The 25,076-nt window shown below is 62.0% G+C and carries 25 protein-coding genes; 8 read left to right on the forward strand and 17 right to left on the reverse strand.

The window, feature by feature from the left end:
* Positions 1-64: 64 nt before the first annotated feature.
* From NCR37_RS26380 to NCR37_RS26395, 4 genes are all read right to left on the reverse strand, one after another.
* On the reverse strand, positions 65-811 hold the full coding sequence (locus NCR37_RS26380) for an SDR family oxidoreductase (protein WP_250475752.1): 747 nt from the start codon (positions 809-811) through the stop codon (positions 65-67).
* 164 nt (positions 812-975) lie between these two features.
* Positions 976-1,254: a muconolactone Delta-isomerase gene (gene catC / locus NCR37_RS26385; protein ID WP_250475753.1), complete on the reverse strand. Its 279-nt coding sequence runs from the start codon at positions 1,252-1,254 to the stop codon at positions 976-978.
* A gap of 71 nt (positions 1,255-1,325) precedes the next feature.
* Positions 1,326-2,453, reverse strand: coding sequence for a muconate/chloromuconate family cycloisomerase (locus NCR37_RS26390; protein WP_250475754.1), 1,128 nt, complete (start codon positions 2,451-2,453; stop codon positions 1,326-1,328).
* Between the two features lie 104 nt (positions 2,454-2,557).
* On the reverse strand, positions 2,558-3,481 hold the full coding sequence (locus NCR37_RS26395; protein ID WP_250475755.1) for a LysR family transcriptional regulator: 924 nt from the start codon (positions 3,479-3,481) through the stop codon (positions 2,558-2,560).
* 164 nt (positions 3,482-3,645) lie between these two features.
* On the opposite strand from NCR37_RS26395, the gene catA reads away from it, so the two are divergent.
* The 5 genes from catA to benD all read left to right on the forward strand — a co-directional run bounded on the left by catA (position 3,646) and on the right by benD (position 8,360).
* On the forward strand, positions 3,646-4,581 hold the full coding sequence (gene catA, locus NCR37_RS26400; protein ID WP_250475756.1) for a catechol 1,2-dioxygenase: 936 nt from the start codon (positions 3,646-3,648) through the stop codon (positions 4,579-4,581).
* Between the two features lie 100 nt (positions 4,582-4,681).
* Positions 4,682-6,040, forward strand: a complete 1,359-nt coding sequence (locus NCR37_RS26405; RefSeq protein ID WP_250475757.1) for a Rieske 2Fe-2S domain-containing protein — start codon at positions 4,682-4,684, stop codon at positions 6,038-6,040.
* Positions 6,037-6,525, forward strand: coding sequence for a benzoate 1,2-dioxygenase small subunit (benB, locus tag NCR37_RS26410; RefSeq protein ID WP_250475758.1), 489 nt, complete (start codon positions 6,037-6,039; stop codon positions 6,523-6,525). The genes NCR37_RS26405 and benB overlap by 4 nt, the downstream gene beginning before the upstream one ends.
* Positions 6,526-6,564: 39 nt before the next feature.
* On the forward strand, positions 6,565-7,587 hold the full coding sequence (gene benC, locus NCR37_RS26415) for a benzoate 1,2-dioxygenase electron transfer component BenC (protein WP_250475759.1): 1,023 nt from the start codon (positions 6,565-6,567) through the stop codon (positions 7,585-7,587).
* Positions 7,584-8,360 carry a benzoate diol dehydrogenase BenD gene (benD, locus tag NCR37_RS26420; protein WP_250475760.1) on the forward strand — a complete coding sequence of 259 codons (777 nt, stop codon included), beginning with the start codon at positions 7,584-7,586 and terminating at the stop codon, positions 8,358-8,360. Before benC ends, benD begins: the two co-directional genes overlap by 4 nt.
* Positions 8,361-8,379: 19 nt before the next feature.
* On the opposite strand, the gene NCR37_RS26425 is transcribed toward benD, so the two are convergent.
* The gene (locus NCR37_RS26425) at positions 8,380-9,420 is read right to left on the reverse strand and encodes a LacI family DNA-binding transcriptional regulator (protein WP_250475761.1); all 1,041 of its coding nucleotides are present in this window, start codon (positions 9,418-9,420) and stop codon (positions 8,380-8,382) included.
* Positions 9,421-9,512: 92 nt separating this feature from the next.
* Here NCR37_RS26425 and NCR37_RS26430 point away from each other — a divergent pair, with 92 nt between their 5' ends.
* The gene (locus NCR37_RS26430; RefSeq protein ID WP_250475762.1) at positions 9,513-10,703 is read left to right on the forward strand and encodes a phytanoyl-CoA dioxygenase family protein; all 1,191 of its coding nucleotides are present in this window, start codon (positions 9,513-9,515) and stop codon (positions 10,701-10,703) included.
* Positions 10,704-10,717: 14 nt separating this feature from the next.
* On the opposite strand, the gene NCR37_RS26435 is transcribed toward NCR37_RS26430, so the two are convergent.
* On the reverse strand, positions 10,718-11,551 hold the full coding sequence (locus NCR37_RS26435; protein ID WP_250475763.1) for an oxidoreductase: 834 nt from the start codon (positions 11,549-11,551) through the stop codon (positions 10,718-10,720).
* A 106-nt stretch (positions 11,552-11,657) separates the two neighbouring features.
* Here NCR37_RS26435 and NCR37_RS26440 point away from each other — a divergent pair, with 106 nt between their 5' ends.
* Positions 11,658-12,605: an AraC family transcriptional regulator gene (locus NCR37_RS26440; RefSeq protein WP_250475764.1), complete on the forward strand. Its 948-nt coding sequence runs from the start codon at positions 11,658-11,660 to the stop codon at positions 12,603-12,605.
* A 29-nt stretch (positions 12,606-12,634) separates the two neighbouring features.
* Here the strand turns inward: NCR37_RS26440 and NCR37_RS26445 are convergent, their stop codons facing one another.
* The 11 genes from NCR37_RS26445 to NCR37_RS26495 all read right to left on the reverse strand — a co-directional run bounded on the left by NCR37_RS26445 (position 12,635) and on the right by NCR37_RS26495 (position 23,946).
* Positions 12,635-13,243, reverse strand: a complete 609-nt coding sequence (locus NCR37_RS26445) for a c-type cytochrome (RefSeq protein ID WP_250475765.1) — start codon at positions 13,241-13,243, stop codon at positions 12,635-12,637.
* Positions 13,236-14,528 carry a sulfite dehydrogenase gene (gene soxC, locus NCR37_RS26450; protein ID WP_502800599.1) on the reverse strand — a complete coding sequence of 431 codons (1,293 nt, stop codon included), beginning with the start codon at positions 14,526-14,528 and terminating at the stop codon, positions 13,236-13,238. Before soxC ends, NCR37_RS26445 begins: the two co-directional genes overlap by 8 nt.
* A gap of 184 nt (positions 14,529-14,712) precedes the next feature.
* Entirely contained in the window at positions 14,713-15,507 is a 795-nt protein-coding gene (locus tag NCR37_RS26455; protein ID WP_250475766.1) for a glucose 1-dehydrogenase, read from the reverse strand.
* Positions 15,508-15,523: 16 nt separating this feature from the next.
* On the reverse strand, positions 15,524-16,984 hold the full coding sequence (locus NCR37_RS26460) for an FGGY family carbohydrate kinase (protein WP_250475767.1): 1,461 nt from the start codon (positions 16,982-16,984) through the stop codon (positions 15,524-15,526).
* A 10-nt stretch (positions 16,985-16,994) separates the two neighbouring features.
* Complete coding sequence (locus NCR37_RS26465; RefSeq protein WP_250475768.1) at positions 16,995-18,077, reverse strand: ABC transporter permease; 1,083 nt, start codon at positions 18,075-18,077, stop codon at positions 16,995-16,997.
* A 19-nt stretch (positions 18,078-18,096) separates the two neighbouring features.
* On the reverse strand, positions 18,097-19,644 hold the full coding sequence (locus tag NCR37_RS26470) for a sugar ABC transporter ATP-binding protein (RefSeq protein WP_250475769.1): 1,548 nt from the start codon (positions 19,642-19,644) through the stop codon (positions 18,097-18,099).
* Positions 19,641-20,276, reverse strand: a complete 636-nt coding sequence (locus NCR37_RS26475; RefSeq protein WP_250475770.1) for a DUF2291 family protein — start codon at positions 20,274-20,276, stop codon at positions 19,641-19,643. Before NCR37_RS26475 ends, NCR37_RS26470 begins: the two co-directional genes overlap by 4 nt.
* 73 nt (positions 20,277-20,349) lie before the next feature.
* Positions 20,350-21,294, reverse strand: a complete 945-nt coding sequence (locus NCR37_RS26480) for a D-ribose ABC transporter substrate-binding protein (protein WP_250475771.1) — start codon at positions 21,292-21,294, stop codon at positions 20,350-20,352.
* Between the two features lie 48 nt (positions 21,295-21,342).
* A complete protein-coding gene (locus NCR37_RS26485; protein WP_250475772.1) occupies positions 21,343-22,140 on the reverse strand; it encodes a GolD/DthD family dehydrogenase in 798 nt (265 codons plus the stop codon).
* Between the two features lie 14 nt (positions 22,141-22,154).
* Positions 22,155-23,099, reverse strand: a complete 945-nt coding sequence (locus tag NCR37_RS26490; RefSeq protein WP_250475773.1) for a transketolase family protein — start codon at positions 23,097-23,099, stop codon at positions 22,155-22,157.
* Positions 23,092-23,946: a transketolase gene (locus NCR37_RS26495; RefSeq protein ID WP_250475774.1), complete on the reverse strand. Its 855-nt coding sequence runs from the start codon at positions 23,944-23,946 to the stop codon at positions 23,092-23,094. Before NCR37_RS26495 ends, NCR37_RS26490 begins: the two co-directional genes overlap by 8 nt.
* Before the next feature lie 176 nt (positions 23,947-24,122).
* On the opposite strand from NCR37_RS26495, the gene NCR37_RS26500 reads away from it, so the two are divergent.
* Positions 24,123-24,890, forward strand: a complete 768-nt coding sequence (locus NCR37_RS26500; RefSeq protein ID WP_250475775.1) for a DeoR/GlpR family DNA-binding transcription regulator — start codon at positions 24,123-24,125, stop codon at positions 24,888-24,890.
* Positions 24,891-25,076: the final 186 nt, after the last annotated feature.

Genomic DNA, 25,076 nt, shown 5'->3' on the forward strand with positions numbered 1-25,076 from the left:
CTCCATGCACGAGCCGTGGCGGTGTGGCGTGCCGCGGGCGACGCCCGCCCGCGGCCGCTTATCGTCAAATTTGCGAGAGTCCGCCGTCGGCCACGAGTTCTGCGCCGGTCATGTACGACGCGTCGTCGCTTGCCAGGAAGAGCACCGCCCGCGCGATTTCGTCCGCCCGGCCCGCTCGCTTGAGCGGAACGGCTGCGGCGAGCGCTTCGCCGGTCTTCTTCAACTCATCTTCGCTGAGGCCGAGCTTGCTTGCGAACGGCGTGTCGATCGGGCCGGGACTGACCGCGTTCACGCGAATATTGCGCGGCGCGAGTTCCGCGCCGATCGACCGCACCAGTGATCGAACGGCCGCCTTCGTCGCCGACAGCACCGAGAGTCCGGGCGTGCCGACCGTATTGAGAAACGAGGTCGTGACGACGATGCTGCCTCCGTCGCGAAGGTACGGCGCGGCCTTCTGGATTGTGAAGAACAGGCCGCTCACGTTCAACGCGAACTGGTCGTCGAACTGCTCACGCGTCACATCGGTGAACGGCGCCGCAGTGCCTGCTCCCGCGTTGGCGAACACGATATCGAGCGCGCCGTGAACTTCGATGGCCTCCGCCACTGCACGTTCGATCTGCAACGGATCGCGCAAGTCCGCGCGCAGGACGGTGGCTGCGTCGCCGAGTTCGCGTTGCGTATCGGCAAGCCGCTTTTCGTGAGTGCCCAGGACGATGACCTTCGCCCCTTCTTCGATGAATAGCTTCGCGGCTGCGAGACCGATGCCCGACGTGCCGCCCGTGACGAGTGCCACCTTGTTTGCGAATTTCATGATGTCCGTCCTTCTGTTCGGTTGAGAAAGATCGGATGCAGCGCTGCTTTCCGGTGACTCAATCTTCGGCCATGCAAGGCGTGGGAGCAAATCAGAAGAACTGCGCGGGCGGGATAGAAAAACTTTTCAGGCGAGCGACATGCTGCGCCGCCCGCTTCGCCGTATCAGCGAATGGCCGATGGATGACGCGCAAGCGGCGTCACCTGCATGGTCATATAAGGAAACAACGGCAAGCCGGACAAGATGGTATGGAGTTCGTCGTGCGAGTCGACATCGAAGACGCTGTAATTCGCGTACTCTCCGACCACCCGATGCAATTGCTGCCACTTCCCGGCCCGTTGCAGTTCCTGCGAATAGGCTTTCTCCCGCGCCTTGATTTCGTCGGCTTGTGCTGCGGGCATGTCGTGCGGCAAGTGAACGTCCGTTCTGACGAGATAAAGCATGCTTGCTCCTGTGGATGGCGCTCGTTCGCTATGCAATGACCAACGCCGGTCGATATGGTATGCGGCGGGCGTTACGCCTTCTTGTCGCGACGATAGAACGCGAGCTTCTCTTCATCGATCTGCAAGCCAAGCCCCGGACCTTCCGGCAGATGCAAATCGAAATCGCGATACAGCGGACGCGCCGTCACGATGTCGTCCTTCAGCAGCAGCGGACCGAACAACTCCGTGCCCCACGCGAGTTGCGGCAGCGCGCTGAAGCCGTGCGCCGAAGCGATAGACCCGATACTGCCTTCGAGCATCGTCCCGCCGTAAAGCGCCACGCCGGCCGCGTCCGCAACGGCTGCCGTGCGCATCATGCCGAAGATGCCGCCGGACTTCGCGATTTTCAGCGCAAAGACATCGGCGCACGCGTCGCGCACGAGTTCGAGTGCGTCTTCCGGCCCGGTGACGGCTTCATCCGCCATGATCGGGACGACGAACCGCGCGGCAAGACGCGCGAGCGCGCCCCGCTGCTCACGCGGCGTAGGTTGCTCGATGAGGTCGATGCCCGCTGCCTCCAGAGCCTGTATACCCAAGGCCGCATCGACCTCGTTCCACGCCTGATTCACGTCGACCGTCACCTTCGCGCGCTCGCCCAGCGCCGCCTTGATCTTCGCGACATGCGCCACGTCGTCGCGCACGCTGCGGCGACCGATCTTCAGCTTGAACACGTTATGCCGGCGTTCAGCAAGCAGCATCTCCGCTTCCTCGATATCGCGGTTGGTGTCGCCGCTCGCGAGCGTCCATAGAACCGGAAGCGTCTTGCGCACCGCGCCGCCGAGCAGCGTCGAGACGGGAACGCCAAGCCGCTTGCCCTGCGCGTCCAACAACGCCGTTTCGATGCCCGACTTCGCGAAGCGGTTGCCGCGCGCGACCTTGTTCAGCTTGAGCATCGCCGCGTTGATGTTCGTCGCGTCCTGCCCGATCAACGCCGGCATGAGATAAGTATCGATAGTGAGCTTGATGCCTTCGGGGCTTTCTTCGCCATACGACAGACCACCGATGGTCGTCGCTTCGCCGATGCCCTCTATGCCGTCGCTCGCATGCAGGCGGATGATGACCATCGTTTGATGCTGCATCGTCGCCATGGAAAGCTGGTGCGCGCGAATGGTCGGAAGGTCAACCAGAATGGTTTCGACGGAAGTAATGTGGGCGTTCATACCTGGAGTGACGGAAATGGATGGGTTGCTGAAGTATTGCCCGCGCAAACTCCGGCTGTCCAAGACCATCGACGTCTAGTGCCATACCGCGCAGGTATCACGCGCTATGGCGCCTTGTCGGCGGGTGCGACGTGCGAGATGTGCTCTTCGTCGTAGAGCCGATAAATCAGCGCCAGCATCTCATTGATATCGCGCGATTCGTCCATCGCTCGCATGCTCATGATGATGGGCGACGTGAGAGTCGGGTCGTCGAGTTCTTTATAGCTGACATCGTCGCGCTTCAAGCCGTACACGCTGCTGGGGACGATGGAAATGCCTTCGCCAGCGGCCACCAGCCCCAACGCGATCTGAATTTCGCGCACTTCGTAGATCTTGCGTGGCTTGAGTCCGCGGTCCTGAAACGCTGCGAGAACCTGGTCTGCATAGCTCGGGCGCGGCGTCTTGGGGTAAATGATGAGCGTCTCGTTGACGAGGTCCCGCAAGGCCGACACCGGCTTGGCCAGCGCGAGCGGATGACCGAGCGGGAACGCGACGATCATCTTCTCTTCTCGCAGCACCACGCGCCGGATATTCGCGTCTTCCAGACGAATGCGGCCAAACCCGACGTCGATATTGCCTTCCTTGAGCGCCCTGATCTGGTCGGTCGTCGACATCTCCTGAAGGCTCAGTTCGACGGTGGGGTTCTCGTCCCTGAAGCGGCGGATGATTTTCGGCAAGAGCCCGTAAAGCGTCGATGCGACAAAACCCACCGACATGCTGCGCTCGATATTGCCGACGCGCCGTGTCATGGATTCGAGTTCCGCGGTCTTGGCGAGCAACTGCACCGCGTGTTCGTAGAAGAACTTGCCCGTCTCCGTCAGCTTCAGAGGACGCGAGTTCCGTTCGAATAGCTGCACGCCCAGCGTCTCTTCCAACTGCTGTATCTGCCGACTCAACGGCGGCTGCGCGATATGGAGCCGCTGTGCGGCGCGCGTGAAGTTGCGCTCCTCGGCTACCGCTACGAAGTAGCGGAGATGTCGCAGTTCCATACGATACCTCCGGGATATGGCGCGATACTAAATCAGTGTTGGACGATGCGTTTGGGCGTCCACTATTCTGCATTCACGCCTTGTTTCATCGACCGATTATACCTTTCGAGCATATCCAAAGCGGCGATAACAAGGGTTAACCCAATAGAGAGTCAGGAGCAGACATGAGCGCCAAAGTATTCGACACGAAGGAAGTGCAGGACCTGCTTAGGGCCGCTGCCAACCTCGGCACGCAGCAGGGCAATGCACGCGCGAAGCAGATCACGCATCGTCTGCTCGCGGACCTCTTCAAGGCCATCGACGACCTCGACATGACGCCGGATGAAGTCTGGACCGGCGTGCACTACTTCAACAAGCTCGGACAGGATGGCGAGGCAGCGCTTCTCGCAGCGGGCCTCGGCATCGAGAAGTATCTGGACATCCGCATGGACGCAGCAGACCGCGAGGCGGACATTCACGGCGGCACGCCGCGCACCATCGAAGGTCCGCTGTATGTCGCGGGCGCGCCGGTGCGTGATGGCGTGTCGAAGATCGACGTCAATCCCGACGCAGACGCCGGACCGCTCGTCATTCGCGGCACCGTGACGGGCGCCGACGGCAAGCCCGTGGCAGGCGCGGTCGTCGAATGCTGGCACGCGAATTCCAAGGGCTTCTATTCGCATTTCGACCCGACGGGCGCGCAGGACGATTTCAATCTGCGCGGCGCGGTGCGCACGGGCGCGGACGGCAAGTACGAATTTCGCACGCTCATGCCGGTGGGTTATGGCTGCCCGCCGCAAGGCGCGACGCAGCAACTGCTCGACGCGCTCGCTCGCCACGGCAACCGTCCCGCGCATGTGCACTTCTTCGTCACAAGCGACAAGACGCGCAAGCTGACGACGCAAATCAATATCGAAGGCGACCCGCTGATCTGGGACGACTTCGCCTACGCGACGCGCGAAGAACTGGTGCCGCATGTAGTGGACAAGACCGGTGGCAAAGACCTCGGTCTCAAGACGGATGCGTACAAAGAAATCCAGTTCGACATTCGCCTGACTCCGCTCGTCGACGGTAAGGACAACCAATTGGTCAACCGACCGCGCATCGCGGTTACCGCCTGACGACATCCCGGCGGCCCGCACCGGGGCCGCTTTTCTCACACACGAATCATTCGAACCGATGCCGATGGCTTCATCGCGAAGCCGGCATAGGAGACGACTCATGTCTGCAATTATCGACAAAACGCGGCGCCTCGAGGACTTGCTGAACAACGCCGTTCAGGACGACAACGAAAACGGCGTGTTCCGTTGCCGTCGCGACATCTTCACGAACCCGGATCTGTACGAACTCGAGATGAAACACATCTTCGAGAGCAACTGGGTCTATCTGGCTCATGAAAGTCAGTTGCCGAACAATAACGATTACTACACCACGTGGATCGGCCGCCAGCCCATCGTCATTACGCGCGACAAGGCCGGCGAGCTGCACGCGGTCATCAATGCCTGCGCCCACAAGGGCGCGATGTTGTGCCGCCGCAAGCACGGCAATAAGGGCAGCTTTACCTGTCCGTTTCACGGCTGGACGTTTTCGAACGCAGGCAAGCTGCTGAAGGTGAAGGACGAAAAAACCACCGAGTATCCCGTGCAGTTCAACAAGCAAGGCTCGCATGACCTGAAGAAAGTGGCGCGCTTTCAGAACTATCGCGGCTTCCTGTTCGGCAGCCTCAGCGACGACGTGATGCCGCTCGAAGACTATCTCGGCGAAACGAAGGTCATCATCGACCAGATCGTGTCGCAAGCGCCCGATGGTCTCGAAGTGCTGCGCGGAAATTCCTCGTATATCTACGACGGCAACTGGAAGCTGCAAATGGAAAACGGCTGCGACGGCTATCACGTCAGCACGGTGCACTGGAACTATGCGGCAACCATGGGCCGCCGTAAGGTGGAAGGCACCAAGGCAGTCGATGCGAACGGCTGGAGCAAATCCGTTGCGGGCGTCTATGGCTTCGAGCATGGACACATCCTGCTGTGGACCAATACGGTGAACCCCGAAGTGCGCCCGGTCTACGAACACCGCGACGAGATTGCGGCGCGCGTAGGCGAGGACAAGGCCAAGGTCATCGTCAATCAGACGCGCAACCTGTGCCTCTATCCGAACGTGTTTCTGATGGATCAGTTCAGCACGCAGATTCGCGTGGTTCGGCCAATTAGCGTCGACAAGACCGAAGTGAGCATCTTCTGCTTCGCGCCGAAAGGCGAAAGCGCAGAGAGCCGCGCCATCCGCATTCGTCAATACGAAGACTTCTTCAACGTCTCGGGCATGGGCACGAGCGACGACCTCGAAGAGTTCCGTGCGTGTCAGGCCGGCTATGCGAGCGCGACCTCGATGTGGAACGACATGTCGCGCGGTGCGCCGCTGTGGATTCACGGACCCGATGCGAATGCGAAGAGCATGGGCCTGAACCCGCTCATCTCGGGCGAGCGCAGCGAAGACGAAGGCCTCTTCGTGGTTCAGCACGAATACTGGATGCGCGCCATGCGCGAAGCCCTGCGCAAAGAACAGACGGAGGCGACGGCATGAGCACCGACTACCAGAAGATATGCAGCGCGTTGTATCAGGAAGCGCGTTTCCTCGACGACCGTCAGTGGGACGAGTGGCTCGCCTGCTATACGGAAGACGTCGAATACTGGATGCCCGCGTGGGACGACGACGACAAACTTACCGAGGACCCGCACAGCGAAATCTCGCTGATGTATTACGCGGATCGCGGCGGCCTCGAAGATCGCGTGTTCCGCATCAAGACCGAGCGCAGCGGCGCATCGATGCCGGAGCCGCGCACGAGCCACACCATCAGCAATGTGGAAGTGCTGGCCGACCGCGACGCGGAGATCGACGTCCGCTACAACTTCAACACGCTGTGCCATCGCTACAAGGTGACGGACCTCTTCTTCGGAACTCTGTTCGTCACGTTGCGCAAGGTCGACGACCGCTTGCTCATCGCGCGCAAGAAGATCGTGTTGAAGAACGACTATATCCGCCAGGTGCTCGACGTCTATCACGTTTGATTCCACTGGCCGGAGAGCATCACGCAAACAGGAGGCAGTATGTCCAGCTACAACATCGCATTGAATTTCGAAGACGGCGTGACGCGCTTTGTCGAATGCAAGGCCGGCGAGAAGGTCCTCGATGCCGCGTTTCGCGCGAAGATCAATCTGCCGATGGATTGTTCCGACGGCGTGTGCGGCACCTGTAAATGCCGCGCCGAGAGCGGCCGCTATGATCTGGGCGACGACTACATCGAAGACGCGCTGAGCGACGACGAGAAGGACAGCGGGCTCGTGCTCACCTGCCAGATGGTGCCGCAAAGCGATTGCGTCATTGCAGTTCCGGCTTCGTCTACGGCGTGCAAGACCGCGCAGAGCAAATTCACCGCAACCGTCACGAAGGTCGAGCAGCATAACGACGCGGCCGTGGTGCTCGAACTCGATGTCGACAACGCAGCGCCCGTGTTTCTCCCGGGCCAGTACGTCAATATCGACGTTCCCGGCAGCGGCGAGCATCGCTCGTATTCGTTCTCTTCCGCGCCGGGTGCGTCGCGGATCAGCTTTCTCATCAAAAGGATTCCGGGCGGCGTGATGAGCACATGGCTCGAATCGGCGAAACCGGGCAATAACGTCGAGTTCACCGGACCGCTCGGGAGTTTCTATCTCCGCGCAGTGGAGCGTCCGCTGCTGTTCCTCGCGGGCGGCACGGGTCTCGCGCCGTTTCTGTCCATGCTGGAGGTGCTCGCGCGCGCCGGCTCGCAGCAGCCAGTTCACCTCATCTACGGCGTTACGCGCGATATGGACCTCGTACAGGTCGACGCCATCGAGGCGTACACGGCGAAGCTGCCGAACTTCACGTTCAGCACCGTCGTCGCGGAAGCGGCTTCGAGCCATCCGCGCAAGGGCTGGGTGACGCAGCACATGCCAGCCGAATGTCTGAACGATGGCGACGTGGATGTGTATCTGTGCGGTCCTCCGCCGATGGTCGACGCGGTGCGCAAGCATTTCGACGACAACGGCGTGAAGCCGAACAGCTTCCACTACGAAAAATTCACTCCCAACGCAGCGCCGGTGACCGCATGAACGCGCGACGATTCGAAGGCAAGGTAATGGTCGTGACCGGCGCGGCGCAGGGCATCGGGCGGGGCGTCGCGTTGCGCGCGGCGGCCGAAGGAGCGAAGGTGCTCTTCGTGGACCGCGCCGACTTCGTTCGCGAAGTCGCTGCCGAAGCGACGGGCGCGGACACGGCGGGCTTCGTCGCGGATCTGGAGACCTATGACGGTGCAGCGTCCACCATGGCGTTCGCCGTGCAGAAGTTCGGCCGCATCGATATTCTCGTCAACGGCGTGGGCGGCGCGATTCGCATGCGGCCGTACGCCGAGTTCGAGCCCGCGCAGATCGATGCAGAAATACGGCGCTCGCTCATGCCGACCTTGTACGCGTGTCATGCGGTCCTTCCGCACATGCTTGCGCAAGGCCGCGGGACCATCGTCAACGTGTCATCGAATGCAACGCGCGGCATTCGCCGCGTGCCCTATTCGGCGGCTAAGGGCGGCGTCAACGCGCTGACGCAGTCGCTCGCGATGGAGTATGGCGAACACGATATTCGCGTGGTCGCTGCGGCGCCGGGTGGCACGCAAGCGCCCCCGCGGCGCGTGCCGCGAAACGCCGATGGCGACAGCGAACAAGAGAAGGCATGGATGAGCGAAGCTGTGAAGCAGGTCACGGACTCGACGTTCTTCAAGCGTTACGGCACGCTCGATGAGCAGATCGCCCCGATCCTCTTTCTTGCCTCGGACGACGCCGGCTATATCACGGGCGCGGTGTTGCCCGTTGCAGGCGGCGACAACGGATAGCGCGTCGACAACGACGGCTCTAGCGAAACCGGCTCGCGATATGTTCGGGGATATTTTCCGGCGTCACCACGACGACCGAAGAAGACGGCGCAATCGCGGAAGCAGGAATGAGCCGATGAAAGTGCATGATGTGCTGGCAAGCCGAACGCATGTCCTGACGCAGGTCGTGGTGAAGGATCGCGTGCACCTTGCGCTCGCGCAGCAAGCCGACGTTGTCGCGGTCGAGATCATGCCCGATGAAACAAAGCGGGCGCTGGCTCGCCGCCTCCAGCACTTTCAGCACGGCCGCATTGCCGCCGCCCATCGAGTACACCGCCGCAATCTTCGAACACGTCGTCACGACTTTGCGCATGCGCTCTTCGGTTTGCATGTTGAGTCCGTGTCCGCCGCTCGCGTCGAGCAAATCGAGGTTCGGATAACTCACGCGCAACGCGCGTCGAAAGCTCGCCTCGCGCTCTTCTTCTCCTCTGAAGCCTTCGTCGCTCAAGGTGACGAGCACGGTTCCGTCGAGACCGCGTAGCCACTGCCCGATGAGATACGCCGCCGTCGCGCCCGCCACGCGATTGTCCAGCCCTGCATACGCGATGCGTGCTGACAGCGGAATGTCCGTGAACGTGGTCACGACAGGTATGCCCATTGTCTTCAACGCGCCGATCGCCTCTGAAATCTCGGCGACGTCACGCGCTTTCAGCACCACGCCATGACTGCCTCGGCGCCCAATCGAGCGAAGCGTTTCGACGACCTCGGCGGTCTGCATCGTTTCCCGCATGAAGAAGCGCGGTCGTAGCACGACGGGATGGAATGCGGGCAACTCCGCTTCGAGTGCGTCCTGAATCTCGGTGGTGAATCGGGACGGAGCTTCGGCCACGACGTCGATGATGAGCTTGCGTCCCGTCGTCGCGAGTTGCAGCGCCTGCTTCTCCAGTTCGCGTATCGCCTGCTCGACGCGCCTACGCGTGCCTTCGCGAACGTTGGGGCGTTCGTTCAACACGCGGTCCACTGTGGCGACGCCGACGCCCGCCTGCAAGGCGATCTCCTTCACGAGGAACCGATGAGCCATCGAAACGCCCGGATTTGATGGTTTTTTGATGGGTTCATGGTAACGCAGGCCGCGACGATGCGTCTATGCTAGGAAAAAAATCGGAGCGAGACATGGATGCCACGAATGAACGCCACGAGACGTCAGCAACGAACTGGTATCGCGAAAGCGACTGCTCGCTCGAAGCATTCGCGCAACAACTACAAAGAAGGACCGATGCCGTCCTGCGATTCGCGGCCGAGACTCAACGCGACATTCCTATCTACGATTGCCGCGCGCTTGATGAAGCGTTGATCGATCCTGTCGGGCAGCAGGCGTTGCAGGCCGAATGGGCGAACGTGCTGCTCGACGGCGCGGGCGTCCTCGTGCTCAAAAGCGCTTTCCACGATACATCGCCCGTCGACGACGCGACGCATATCTTCGATTCGATCATCAGACAGGAACGCGAAGCGGGCACGCGCGGCGCCGACCATTTCGCCAAAGCAGGCGCGAATGACCGCATCTGGAATGCGCATGAAAAGCTGTGTCTAGCGGCGCCCTCCGTGTTCGCGCGTTATTTCTCGAACGCGTTCATCGCGAGCGTCGCGCAGGCGTGGCTGGGACCCGGCTTTCAGATGACCACGCAAGTCAACGTCGTTCGTCCTGGCGGCGCGGCGCAGCAGGCGCACCGGGATTACCATCTCGGCTTTCAGACCGCGGACGAAGTACAGCGTTTCCCGGCGCATGTGCATACGATGTCGCCGTTGCTGACGCTTCAGGGCGCCGTCGCGCACAGCGACATGCCGATAGAAAGCGGGCCCACGAAGCTGCTTCCGTTCTCGCAGCGTTACGCACCGGGCTACCTCGCGTGGCGACGTCCCGACTTTCGCGACTTCTTCGAAACGCACTGCGTGCAGTTGCCGCTAGCAAAGGGCGACGCCCTCTTCTTCAATCCGGCGCTGTTTCATGCGGCCGGCGCGAACCGCACGCAAGACGTGCAGCGCATGGCCAATCTCTTGCAGATTTCTTCAGCGTATGGGCGCGCCATGGAAACGCTCGATCGCATGCGCATGTGCGAAGCCGTTTATCCCGTGCTGCTGGACTATCGGGCGAGAGGCCGGTTCACAGCGACAGATATTGATTGCGTGATTGCATCGACCGCTGAAGGCTATGCGTTCCCGACGAATCTCGATCGCGATCCGCCAGTGGGCGGTCTCGCGCCCGAGAGCCAGCAAGCGCTGATGCGCCGGGCGCTCGACGAGGAGTGGAACGCATCCACACTTCGCGAGGCCCTTCGACATCAGGCGTGGAAGCGACTCAGCTAAAACGGGCCGCCGCATCAGCCGTCAGTGGAACGGGAGAGCGTTTCCCACTGGCTGATCTCGTCAGCGAGCGCGGTCAGCTTGTCGCGCACCAAACTGAGCGCGTCACTGCCGAGCAACAGATGCACGGGCGGCGAGTCGCTCTCGATGACGGCCAGCATCGCGCGCGCCGCCTTCACCGGGTCGCCGAGCCGCCTGCCGCTCTTGTCCTCGCGCGCGCGGCGAATCGGATCGAAGAGCGCATCGTAATCGGCAATCGAACGAGGCGTGCGCGCCATCGAGCGGCCAGCCCAGTCGGTGCGGAACGAACCCGGCGCCACTGCCGTCACGGCAATGCCGAACGCTTTCACTTCCTTGGCCAGCGTCTCGGAGATGCCTTCCAGCGCGAACTTGCTGCCGCAATAGTAGGCGATGCCGGGCATCGTGATGAAGCCGCCCATCGACGTGATGTTGAGAATGTGGCCCTTGCGCCGCGCGCGCATGCCGGGCAGCACGGCCTTCATCATTGCGACCGCGCCGAACACGTTCACGTCGAACTGTCGACGCATCTCGGCGAGCGGCGATTCTTCCATCACGCCTTCGTGACCGTAGCCCGCGTTGTTCACGAGCACGTCGATCGGTCCGACGGTCGACTCGATCTCGGCCACGACGCCGTCTATCGCGTCGAAGTCCGTCACATCGAGCAGGCAGCCCACGGCCCTGTCCGGCGCGAGGGCTTCGAAGTCCTGCTTCGCCTGCTCGTTTCGCACAGTGCCGATCACGCGATGGCCTCCCGCAAGCGCCTCCTGAGCGAGTGCCCGGCCGAAACCGCTGCTGACGCCGGTGATGAGCAGAATTCGGTTGGATGACATGCGCACCTCTTCGATGAAATGAAAGAGAGTGCATAGTATTCTTTGCACCGACGTGCTTTAAGGCCGAATTTTCTTCTTTTATTGCCTAATCTTATCGCCGCCTTCCATGTCATCGAAAGAGAGCGCCGCATCCCGGCAGCGTATCGTGGACTTGCTACGGCCGTTGGCGCCGCAGGAAGGCTACAACCTCACGCCGCTACCCGACGTGCGTATCCTGCGTTCGGACCGCGCGTTGTCGCGCACGCCTGTGCTCTACGATCCCGGCATCGTGATCGTCTGTCAGGGACGCAAGCGCGGCTATTTCGGCGATGAGGTGTATCTGTACGACGAGCTGCATTATCTGGCCGTCGCAGTGCCCGTGCCCTTTACGATGGAAACCGACGCGACGCCTGAGCATCCGCTATTGGCCATCTACATGCATCTGGATTTTCAGGTGGCGGCAGAGCTGATGATTCAGATCGACCGTCATCACATGCCGGCGCGCGCGGAACCACCGCAAAGCATGATGTCGAGTCCGATGGACGCCGAGTTGCGCATGTCTGTCCTGCGCTTTCTGCAAGCGTTGAGCCGGCCGCTCGATGCAGCGGTTTTAGGTCCCGCGCTGGTGCGCGAACTGTACTTCCGCGTGCTGACCGGCGCGCAAGGCCATGTGATGCGCTCGGCGCTCGCGATGCAGGGGCAGTTCGGCAAGATCGGCAAGGCATTGCGCCGCATTCACGCGACGTACGCGCAGCCGCTCAATCTCACCCAACTGGCGCGCGAAGCAGGCATGAGCGTGCCGACCTTCCACAGCCATTTCAAGGCCATCACGCACACGTCGCCCATGCAATATCTGAAGTCGACGCGGCTGCATCAGGCGCGTCTCTTGATGGTGCGTCAGGACATGACGGCGGAGGCGGCCTGTCATGCGGTGGGCTATGCGAGCGCCTCGCAATTCAATCGGGAATTCAAGCGCCTGTTCGGAACGACACCAGCCGCGGAAACGAAGCGCATGCGCGAGAGTTTCGCCGTCCCGCCGCCGTTCGCCGGCGCGGAGTACGTTTCATCGCATTAGGCGGGCGCGCGCGACGAAGCTCGCGTTTCTCACAGATGGCCCGGCCGCGGGTCCGGCACGAAGCCGTCGCGATTCGGCATGCGGATGGCGGCGAGCGAATGCGCGTCCAGCCGCGCGTCGTCGGGCACGATGCCGTTGCGATTCAGAATCCATGCGCTCAACGCGTACACCTCGTCTGCGCTCAACGATTGCGGCGCGTTATAAGGCATCGCGCGGCGGATGTAGTCGAAGAGCGTCGTGGCGTACGGCCAGTAGCTGCCGACCGTGCGCACCGGTTTGTCGCTCGCGAGCGTGCCGCGTCCGCCGATGAGCCGGTCTCCCATGCCGCCTTCGCCGTTCGCGCCGTGACACGCGGCGCACTTCGCGGCGAAGATGTGCGCGCCGGTCGCCACGTCGCCGCTGCCTGCGGGCAGGCCACGGCCATCGGGCGCGACGTCGATGTTCCATGCTGCGATGTTCGTCGCGTTCAAAGGCGTGCCGATGGCGTCGATGGCCGCGCGCTGTGTCGGGTCGTGCGTCAGCGCGTTCTGCGCGCCGCCATCGCGTGCGGGCGTGCTGCAAGCAGCCAGCGATACCGCAGCGACGCCGATCATCAACGGCCGCAACAGACGATGCTTCAGAGCCGGGGCGTTATGCATTTTTCACGCTGCCATCGGCGCCGATGCGCCATTGCTGAATGCCGTTGTAGTGGTAGTTCGAGTTCAGCCCGCGCGCGGCGACCAGCGCCTCGCGCGTCGGCTGAACGTAGCCGGTCGAATCGGTGGCGCGCGAGAGAATCGCGGCAGGCTCGCCGTTCCACACCCAGCCTGCATGAAAGCGCGTCAACGCGCGATCCTTCGGCGGGCCGTCGAGCTGCGCTTCCTGCCATGAGCGCCCGCCGTCGGTCGACACCTCGACCTTGCGAATCGAGCCACGCCCTGACCACGCGAGTCCGATGATCGGGTAATAGCCGTGAACCGTGAGCCGATGCCCCGGCGACGGTCGCGTGATGACCGACTTCGCGTCCATCTCGAACACGAACTGGCGGGCCTGCCCGTTCGCGAGCGGGTCCGTGTATTTCGACGTTTCCTCGCGCGTTTCCAGCGGCGCGTCGACGAACTTCAGCCTGCGCAGCCACTTCACGTTCGTGTTGCCCTCGAAGCCGGGAACCACGAGCCGCAGCGGATAGCCGTTCTCCGGCCGCAGGCGCTCGCCGTTCTGTGCATAGACGACAAGCGCGCGGTCGAGAATGCGATCGAGCGGCAGGCTGCGCGTCATCGCGGCGGCGTCGGCGCCTTCCGCGAGCATCCAGCGCGGTGTCTGACCGTCATTGGCCGCGAGACCGCCTGCGGCTTCGATCAATGTCGAAAGACGCACGCCGGTCCACTCGCAGCACGACAGCAAGCCGTGCGTCATCTGAACCGGCAGACCGCTCGGCCCTTTCCATTCGCTTGCGGTGTTGCCCGAACACTCAAGAAAGTACACGCGCGATTCGGATGGCAGCCGCAGCAAGTCCTCCATCGTGAAGAGCTTCGGCTCGCGCACGAGGCCGTGAATCGCGAGCCGATGCTGATCCGGATCGATGTCGGGCACGCCCGCATGATGCCGCTCGTAGACGAGGCCGTTCGGCGTGATCGCGCCATGCAGATCGGCGAGCGGCGTCAGCGACGAAGCCTGGCCGGGCACGGGAAAAGCACGGGCTGCGCGGCGCACGACGTTCGCTTCATGCGGCGACGGCACGCCGTACGGATGCTCGAGAATCGGAGCGCCGGGCGTGCGCGTCCACGGCTGAACCGCGAGCGGCTGCAACAGCGAAGACGCAGCGTTGGCACTCGGCGCCACCACTGCGGAGACGGCGAGACCGCGTAGCATCCGGCGGCGCGATGGCGATGCCGTTGCGTCGGTATCGGCGGAAGGCGATGAAATGCGGGAAGTTCGCGGCATGCTTGGGGCGCCGGGGGAGAGAGTCGGTCAGGGCAAACAGTATAGGACGCCCCTTGCGTAACGCACAGCCCTTATTGTGCCTATCGATATGAAGCCGGCTCATAAACCCGCGACGCTGTGTTGCGCATCGATGCGTTGGTAAGGATGACGAAAGCATCGATGCTTGGCAACGTAAGCATCGGCATCACGACATGAACATGCCGCCGTCCACATTGACCGTCTGACCCGTAATGTACGCAGCGTCGTCCGAGGCCAGGAATGTCACCAGGCCCGCGACGTCGCTGCCATTGCCGGCTCGCTTCATGGGGATATTGGCGACCCATTCGGCCATCAGCTCGCCGGGTTTGTAATCCCCGAGCAGCTTGCCCCACGCTTCGTCGTTATACGACCACATGTCCGTCGTGATAATGCCCGGACAGAACGCGTTCACCGTGATGCCCGTGGGCGCGAGTTCCTTCGCGAGACTTTGCGTGATGCCGAGCACGCCGAACTTGCTCGCGGCGTAATGCGGCGTGTAGACGAAGCCCTGCCGCGCCTGACCCGACGCCGTGTTGATGAGGCGCCCCGCCTTGCCCGCGCGCAACATCCGCGTAGCCGCTTCCTGGCAGCACAGAAAAACGCCCTTGGTGTTCACGGCCATGACTTTGTCCCACTCGCTTTCAGTCAGGTCCGGCAACCTGGCGATAGTGATGACGCCCGCGTTCTGCACCGACACGTCCACTTCGCCGAGCTTGCTCGCGACTTCTTCATACAGCGCGACGACCTGGGCCTTATCCGTCACGTCCGTCTCGACGGAGAGCGCCTCGAAACCCGATTCGCGCAGACGCGCCGCTGCGTCGTGGACGCTCTTTTCGTTCGCGCTGACGCACACCTTCGCGCCTTCCTGCGCGAAGCGCTCGGCAATGGCGAGACCGATGCCACGGCTGCCGCCCGTCACGACCACCACCTTGTTCTCGAACCGCTTCAATTGTTGCGCCACTGAGATTCTCCGGGAGTTAAAGACGCTCGATCCATCGCAGCCATTGCGCGTGATTCGCGGCAGCCGCTTGAACACCGCTGCCCGGCTCGACGCGTCGTGCCACGACACGATGCGTCTGCCAAGCGTCGAGCGATGCAACCAGGCCCGCCTGATACGCGGCGAGCGCCGCCGCGCCCGACGCCGAAATCTCGCTGACCGCGAGCGTGCTGACAGGCCGATTCAACGTGTCCGACAGAAATTGCAGAAGGAACGGACGCTGCGTGAGGCCGCCGTCGAGATAGAGCTGTGCGAGCGGCACGTCGGCCGCCTGCTCCATCACGTTGGTGACGTCCTTTATCTGATAGACGATGGATTCATACGCCGCGCGCGCCACATGCTGCCACGACGTCGAAAAGTTGAGTCCGACGATCTGGGCGCCGCTCGGGTACTTCCAGTGCGGACAGCCGATGCCCGAGAACGATGGAATCACGAACACGCCGCCGTTGTCGTACTCGGTGAACGCCTGTTCGGCCTTCGCAAAATCGTCGAACAGGTTCAGCTTTTCCTTGAGGAACGCGGGCGTCGATCCCGCGCTGATGATGATTCCTTCTAGCGCATAGTCCACGCGCTCGTCGGTGGCGAAGCAGAGCGTCGAGACGAGGCCATGTTCGGGCTCGCGCGCCTTCCCGCCGACATTCATCATGATGGACGATCCCGTGCCCATCGTCGCCTTCGCGACGCCGGGACTCAGGCACCCTTCGCCGACGGCGGCGGCGTGTGAATCGCCGATCATCGAGAGGATAGGCAATGGCGTGTCGAGCAGGCCGTCGAAGTCGGTCATGCCGAAGTCGGACGCCGACGGTCGAAGCTCAGGCAAGCGCAGTCCTTGCAGGCCGAATGTCTCGATGAGTTCGCGATCCCATTCCAGCGTGCGCAGATTGAGCAGCATGGTGCGCGACGCATTCGTCACGTCGGTGCGATACGCCGCGCCGTTCGTCAGCCGATACAGCAACCAGCTATCGACCGTGCCGAAGTACGCGTCGCCCGCCGCGATATGCGCGCGCACGCGTTCATCGTTTTCGTTGAGCCAGACGAGCTTGGTGCCTGAAAAATATGGGTCGATCAGCAAGCCCGTCTTCTGCGCGATGAGCGGCTGCAAGCCGTCGCGCTTGAGCCGTTCGCAGATGCCGAGCGATCGCTGGCATTGCCACGACACGCCAGGCACGATCGGCTCGCCCTTCGCGTTCCATAACACGACCGTCTCGCGCTGGTTCGAAATGCCGATGCCCGCTATATCGCCTTTGAACCCACTCAGGCATTCGCCCACGGCTTTTAGCACGGACGCGTACAGCTCATTCGCATCCTGCTCGACGAAGCCCGTGCGCGGCGTGGTGCATGAGACCGGCGCGAACCCGCGCGCGTGAACGTGTCCGGTCTGGTCGAACACGAGCGCCTTCGTGCCGCTCGTGCCCTGATCGATGGCGAGTATATGGCTCATGATTCCGTCCTCACGCGGTCAGCGAAACCATGCGCGACTGCAGGCGCTGCTGCAACTGGTCGATGACCACCGCGAAGATGATGACGAGGCCCTTGATGACCATTTGCCAGAAATCGCTGATGCCGCACATCACCATGCCGTCGCCCAGGATGCTGATCACGCACGCGCCGACGACGGAGCCGAATACCGTGCCGCGTCCGCCCATGAGCGCGGTTCCGCCGAGCACGACCGCCGCGATGGCGTTCAGTTCGTAGGTCTGTCCCGTCAACGGGTGCGCCGTCTGCAACTGCGCCGTGATGACGAGTCCGACAATCGCCGCGCAGAATCCTGAGAACATGTAGACGAAGAGCTTCACGCGATTCGTTCGGATTCCCGAGAATCGCGCCGCTTGCTCATTGCCGCCGATGGCATAGATGCGGCGGCCGAGCGGCGTCTTTCGCGCGACGAAGATGGTGATGGCCGCGAGCACCAGCATGATCCACACCGGCATCGAGAGGCCGAGAATCGTGCCGTTGCCGATGAATTCGAAGCCCGTGTTGCCGAGTGCCGGATTGCCTTCGAGGTCCGCGAACGTGCTGCCATTGTTGACAAGCAGCGCCGCGCCGCGCACCACGTAAAGCATGCCTAGCGTCGCGATGAACGGCGCGACGTTGAGCATGGTGATGAGATACCCGTTCACCGCGCCGATCAACGCACCGAGCAAACAAGCGATGATCGTCACGCCCCACGGATTGAAAAACACGACGTGATGCCCGATCTTCACGCCTTCGAGCAGCAGATACCCCGCCGCCATGCCGCTTATGCCGACGATTGAGCCTACCGACAAGTCGATACCGCCCGTCAGGATCACGAGCGTCATGCCGATGGAAAGAATCGCGACCACGGTGACGTGCTTCGCCATGATCAGCAGATTGCCGGTCGAAAGGAAGCTCTCGGTAGCGAGCGAGAACACGATGATGATCGCGAACAGCGCGATAAAGATGCGCAGCTTGAGCAGATTTACCGCAATGCGCGACGCCACATAGGCGCCGTGCCGGTTGTGCTTTGCGTGCACCGGCGTGACCGGCGGGTTGCTGCTGTTGGGTGTGTTCATGGTTCGGATCTCGGTTGCCTCACACTACGGCAGTCGCGGGCGTCGATGCGCGCACGATGCGTTCGCTGTCGAATTGGGGCCGGTCGAGCACGGCGGTCAGCTTGCCGCTCGCCATCACGAAAACGCGGTTGGACACCGCCATCGCTTCGTCTAGTTCGGATGTCGCGTAGATCACGGCGATGCCCGACCGCGCGAGCAGGCTGATCGTCTTGTAGACGTCTTCTTTCGCGCCCACGTCGATGCCGCGCGTCGGCTCGTCCATCAGCAACACTTTGGGCTTCGTCAGCAGCGCCTTGCCGATGACGACCTTCTGCATGTTTCCGCCGGATAGCGACGTAATCGGCGCATCGACGGACGCGGCCTTGATGGCGAGTTTCTTCACGATGTCGGTGGCCGCTTCCACTTGTTTGTCGCGCGTGAGCGCGCCGACGAAGCGCCGCGTGAACTTGCCGAGGCTGGAAAGCGTCATGTTCTCGAGTATGGTCATGAGTTGCACCATGCCCTGCTTCTGGCGATCTTCCGGCACGAGCGCGATGCCCGCCTCGATGCGCTTCGGTATCGGCATGTCTTCGATGGCCTTGCCTGCGAGTTCTATCTCACCGAGCGCGAGGGGATTTGCGCCAAGCAGCGATTCGAGCAACTCGGTGCGGCCCGCGCCCATCAATCCGTAAATGCCGATTACCTCGCCCGCACGCGCGGTAAAGGACACGTGATCGACCGCATAGATGCCGTTTGAACGCTTGAGCGCGAGGTCCTTCACCTTCAGCACTTCGCGGCCGATTTCGTGTTGCTCGAATGCGAAACGCTTCTTCGAAGAGCCGACCATCGCTTCGATGATCCACGGAATGTCGATGTTGGCGATATCGTTCTCCGCCACGAGCCGCCCGTTGCGCAGCACGGTGATGCAATCGCCGATCGCCATGATCTCTTCGAGGCGATGCGAGATATAGATCACCGTCACGCCCTCTTCCTTGAGCTGGCCGATGATCTTGAAGAGAATCTCCACTTCTGTCTTCGAAAGCGCGGAAGTCGGCTCATCCATGATGAGCACCTTGATGTGCTTCGACAACGCCTTCGCAATCTCGACGAGCTGCTGCTGACCGACGTACAGATCGCCGAGCCGCGTGCGCGGATCGATTGCGATGTTCAGCCGGTCGAGCAGCACTTTCGCCTGATGGTTCTCCATCTTCGAGCGGATCACGCCCGAGTTCGTGATCTCGTTACCCGCGAAGATGTTCTCCGCCACCGTCATGTCCGGGAAGAGATTGAGCTCCTGAAAAATGATGCCGATACCGTGCTGCTCGGCGCTGCGCACATCGGTGATCTGGGCGAGCTTCTCGTCGATCCAGATTTCGCCCGAGGTCGGCGTTTCCGCGCCCGCGAGCAGCTTCATCAACGTGGACTTGCCCGCGCCGTTCTCGCCGATCAGCACGTTGACCTTGCCGCGCCGCACTTTGTAGTCAACATCGACGAGCGCCGCCGTGCCCGGATACTGCTTCGACAGCCCGCGCGTTTCGATCACGTTGACGGGGTTCGTCGTGCGGGCGGTATGCGGGTTCTCGTTCATTTCCAGGCCACCGGAATCGCGCGGATCTCGCCTGCAGGCTCGCTCCAACTGCTATAGACGGCAGAAACATCGACCGGATCGCCCACCTTCAGCTTCAGCGAACTTTGCACGCGCGCCACGACGAGCTTGTTCAATTCCTGGCCGAACGCGGCAAAGCGCGTCTGGTCGTCGAAGTCACTGTATTTGACGCCGGGAAAGCCGTCGCGCACGCCCGTTCCGATCACGACCGGGCCCGTTTCCAGCGCGACCTGTACCGGCTCGCCGCCGTTTGCGGGCGTCACCTCGACATACGCCTTGCCGACGCGCGATGTGGAATCGATCTTCGTCACCTTGCCCTGCACGCGCAGCCAGAAGTTGCACGGGAATGCATTGCTCTGACGGAAGCCGTATTGCTTGCAGGCATCGTCGAAGTTCTGATTCAGCGCGCTGATGACCTGCGCCGCGGGCTTCGCGTTCTTGTCCGCGTAGGGGACCAATTGATCGTTCAGGATCTTCGCGGCGTCCGGGCCCTTGTGCTGCCCTTGCGCGCGGATATCGGCCAATTCGGTATCGGTGACGACGTGGCACGCCGACAAACTGGCGACGCAAAGCATCATTGCCAGCCGCCAGCGCGCGAATACGGGATGAACCATGACGACCTCGACTCACATGACAAGCCATGTGCGGGCGCAGCCCTGCGGCGCCCGCACGGAGCAACGACGCGTATTACTTGTTGTAGTAGAAGTCCTTCACGTGCGACGCGTTGTCTTTCGTAATGAGAATGCCGCGCGTGAGCTGACGCTCCGGCTCGCCGGTCTTGCCGGCCTTGATGTACTTGTCGAGCAGATCGACGCCGTGAATGGCGATGCCCTGAGCTTGCAGCATGACGGTGGCCTTAAGCTTGCCCGCCAGCACCGAGTCACGTTCGTCGTTGCTCCCGTCGATGCCCATGACGGTCACGTCCTTGTGCCCCGCCGAGTCCAGCGAAGCAATCGCGCCGAGCGCAACCGGCCCGTTGCCGCAGATCACGCCCTTGATGTTCGGATGCTCTTGCAAGATCGAATCCATCGCCTGCTTGCCGGGCAGAAGCGCGCCCTTCGCATCCTGACGCGCCACCATCTTGAGGTCCGGATATTGGTCCAGCACCTGATGGAACGCCTGCGAACGCGTCACGCAGTTCTTGTCCGCTAGATTACACGTCAGTTCGACGTACTCGCCTTTTTCGCCGATGGCTTCCACGAAACGCTGCGCCACCTCGGTACCCGCTTGCAGGTTGTTATGGCTCAACTGCGCGATGGCGATGCCGTCCTTCGGAATCTCGCGGTTGATCAGGACCACGGGCACTTTCTTGTCCGCCGCTGCACGCACGGTCGCGACACTCGCGTTGGAATCGGCGTTATCGAGAATGATGCCCTTCACGCCCTTGCCGATGACGAGATTGACCAACTCGTTCTGCTTGTTCACGTCCTCGCCATGCGAGAGCACGATAGTGTCGTAGCCGAGCTTCTTCGCCTCTGCATCCGCGCCCTTCGCTTCGGCTGCGTAATACGGATTGTCGAGCGCATTGACGAGAATCGCGATGGTGCCTTTGCCCGCTGCATTCGCGGTGGCGGGCAACGCGGCGGCGAACGAAACGGCCACCGCTGCTGCAACTGCAAGCTTCTTCCACATGTTGTTGTCTCCGGTTTGTTTGTCTTTCTTCGACAGCGTTGGACAGGCTCAGGCGATCGTGTAGCCTCCGTCGATCATGATGTCGGCGCCCGTGATCATGTCCGCGCCGTTCGAGAGCAAGAAGAGAATGGCGGCGGCGATTTCATCGGTATAGGCGAAGCGTCCGACCGGAATCAGCTTCTTCATGTTCTCGCCCTTCTCGCCTTCCCAGGCGGCCGCGCCCATCGGCGTCAATACGACGGTCGGCGAGACCGTGTTCACGGTAATGCCGCGCGGCGCCCATTCCTTGGCGAGCACCTTCGTCATGCCGATGAGACCCGCTTTCGCCGACGTATAGGCGCAATGCTGATCGATGGCGACGGTCGCCGCCTGCGACGCAATGTTCACGATCTTGCCGCCGTGGCCGCTTGCCAGCACCACGCGCGCGAAGTGCTTCGAGCACAGAAAGGGACCGGTGAGATTTACGCCGATCTGCCGCTGCCATTCGTCGTAGCCGATGTTTTCTGCGGGCGTCAGCGTGATGCAGCCTGCGGCATTGACGAGCAAGTGCAAATCGCCGAAATGGTCGCGAGCCGCTGCAATGGCCTTCTCGACCTCAGCCTCATTTGCGACATCGCACGGAAAGGCTTTTGCGTTATTCGCGCCGAGTTCTTCGATGGCGGCCTGCACGCGCGATTCTTCGAAGCTCGGATAGAGAATCGCGACGCGTGCGCCCTTCGCGATCAGCGCGGCATTCGTCGCCATCGCGATGCCGCCGAGCCCGCCCGTCACGACAGCGACCTTGCCATCGAGCCGGAAGTCGAAGTCCACGCCGTGACGCAGCGACATGTCGTACTGAATGCTCATTCCCGTCTCCTCTTTTATTGAGCGCAGTGCGCGCGTATGGCGTTCGCGATGCCGGCCGCGTCGATGCCATAGTGTTTGCGAATGCCCTTACGCGTGCCGTACTTCGCAAACTCGCCTTCGGTGATGCCGAGGGTCGTGAGCGGCCGCCCGATCTGACGCCGCGCCATCAGCAATGCGACCGTCGCGCCGATACCGCCGTGCAGCGAATGCTCCTCGACGGTCACGATGGTCTCGTGACGCTCGATGATCGAAGCGAGCGCGTCCTGATCCAGTGGCCGAAGCGACGAAAGGTTCACGAGCGTCGGATTCACGACGCCTTCCTTTTGCAGCGTTTCACACGCGTCGAGCGCCTCGCCGACGACCGATCCGAGCGCGATCACCGCGACTTTCGACCCTTCGATCAGCACGTCCGGGCGGCCCGGCTCGAAGCGGTACGACCCGTCATGAACGACAGGAAACTTCGCGTTGTCGAGGCGGATGTAGACAGGTCCGTCTACCGATGCGGCGTAGTCGATCATCTGCGCGACTTCCGTCTCATCGCAGGGCGCGAAAATCTGCACGTTGCCGAAGCCGCTCATGATCGACAGATCGTCGATTGCGTGATGCGTCGATGCGAGCGGCCCGTATGCGACGCCCGCGTTCAAGCCGAGCATCTTCACGTTGGTCCCGCTGTAACAGACGTCGTTCTTCACCTGTTCGTTGGCGCGTCCGACGAGAAACGGCGCGGCATTCGCGGTGAACACGATGTGTCCGCCGAGCGCGAGCCCTGCCGCCATGCCGACCATGTTCTGCTCCGCGATGCCCACGTTGATGACGCGATCCGGATAGCTCTCGAGATACGGGCCGATCTTCGAGGTCGAGGTGGAATCGGCGACCATCACGATGATGTCCCGGCCCGCCGCCGTCAGACGGCTGATCGCGTTCACCGCGCCGTCGCGCAAGTCAGCGAGTTCACGCATGGTCGAGCTCCTTCAGCGCCTGCTTGAGTTGGTCTTCGTCCGGGAACTTGTGATGCCACGCCGGCACGTTCTCCATGAACGAGACACCCCGGCCCTTGATGGTGTGCGCGATCACGACTTTCGGCTTGCGATTGTCGTAATCGAGACTTTCCATTAGTTTCCAAATTGCGTCGGACTGGTTTCCATTGACGTCGTGAACTTCGAAACCGAAAGCGCGGAACTTCTCGTCCAGCGGGTCGAGATCCATGATGTTGTGCGTAAAGTCGGCAAGCTGAAGCCGGTTGCGGTCGACGATCACGACGAGGTTCGACAGTTCGAAGTGCGCCGCCGCCATCGCGGCTTCCCAGTTCGAGCCTTCTTCGAGTTCGCCGTCGCCGGTCAGCACGAACACGCGGCCGGTGCCGCCTTCGGTCTTCGAAGCGTGACGTTGCTTCGCCATGGCGAGACCCGCCGCGATGGGAAAGCCGTGACCGAGACCGCCGGTATTGACGGTCACGAACGTAGGCAGCTTCTGGCGCACCGGATGGCCGGGCAAACGCGAATCGTCTTTCAGATACGTGAGCAGTTCTTCGTCGTGCACCCAGCCGAGTTCCGCGAAACAGGAATAGAGCCCGCCGACGCCGTGACCTTTGCTCAGAATGAATTCGTCATGCCAGCGCACCTTGCGCTCGGCATCGACCTCATAACGCATCACATGAAAATAGAGCGCCGCGAGAATGTCGGCCTCCGACATATCGCCGCCCGTGTGACCGCTCTTGGCCGCCGCGTTCATGACGCAGATCTTCTTGCGGATCTCTTGCGCCCGGCGATGAAGCGCGTCGCCGGACTGCTTGAAGGGGTTTTCCATTCCCTGCTCCCAGACTTCCCGTTTGCTTGAAAGCAGTTTCTTTTAGTTTCTTTCGAAAGTCAAAGACAAATTCATGCGAAAGGGAAAACACCTAGCGAAGCACCACCGATCTTCTGATCAGGCACAATGCGAACTGTAGAGGCGTCTTCATGCAGCGCCTGCGCAGGAAAATAAAAATGGATCAACGAACCCGCACCGAGAAGATTTTCGAACGCGTGCAGATCGCGAAACTGGTAAAGCTCTCGGAGCTTTCCAGCGAATTCGGCGTGTCGATGCCGACGATCCGCAAGGACATCGACGAATTGCAGCGGCTAGGACGCGTCGAACGCGTGCACGGCAATGTGCGGCTGAAGGCAACACAGAGTGACGGCACCCGGCGCACCTACGAGACGCCCGTGCTGCCGACGAGCGCCGAGAAGGCGTTGATCGGCAAGAAGGCAGCGAGCCTGATTGAGAACGGCGATTCCGTGATTCTGGATTGCGGCGCGACCGCGACCGAACTCGCAAAGAACCTGCTGGACCGGCAGAATCTGCGCGTGGTGACCAACGCGCTCAATATCGCCATATTGCTGGGCGCCGAGCCGACCAACCGCGTGATGCTCACGGGCGGCATCTTCAAGCCGGAGACGATCGCGGTGTCAGGCGAGAAAGCCTCGACGTTCTTCGAGGGGATGTTCGTCGACAAGCTATTTCTCGCGGCGGGCGGCGTGTCGATGGAGTCGGGCATCTCGTACCCGGACTTCATCGACCTGCACGTCAAGCGCGCGATGATCGATGCGGCGAAGACCGTCTACCTGCTGGCGGATTCGAAGAAGTTCGGCAAGCGCGAATTTGCGGCCTTTGGGGCGATCGACCGGATTGATTATCTGGTGACGGACGAAGGGCTCGGAGGGGAGTTCGTGGACTGGGTGAAAGCGAAGGGAATCGAGATTTTGTACGCGTGAGCGGGCGGCGAGCGCCTCGCGCCGCGCTCACCGCGCTACCACGTCAACTCTGCGTCGTCGGCGTTCGGGAATTCGCCCATCGCCATGGCGTCTTCGCCGCTGTCGGCAATCGCCTTACTGGCTTCGGCCCAGCGCTCTCGCGCTGGAGGCGCCGGGCGGCGCGTGTCCTTCGTTTCTTTTCTATTT

The sequence above is a fragment of the Caballeronia sp. GAFFF1 genome (assembly GCF_023630705.1).
Lineage (GTDB): Bacteria > Pseudomonadota > Gammaproteobacteria > Burkholderiales > Burkholderiaceae > Caballeronia.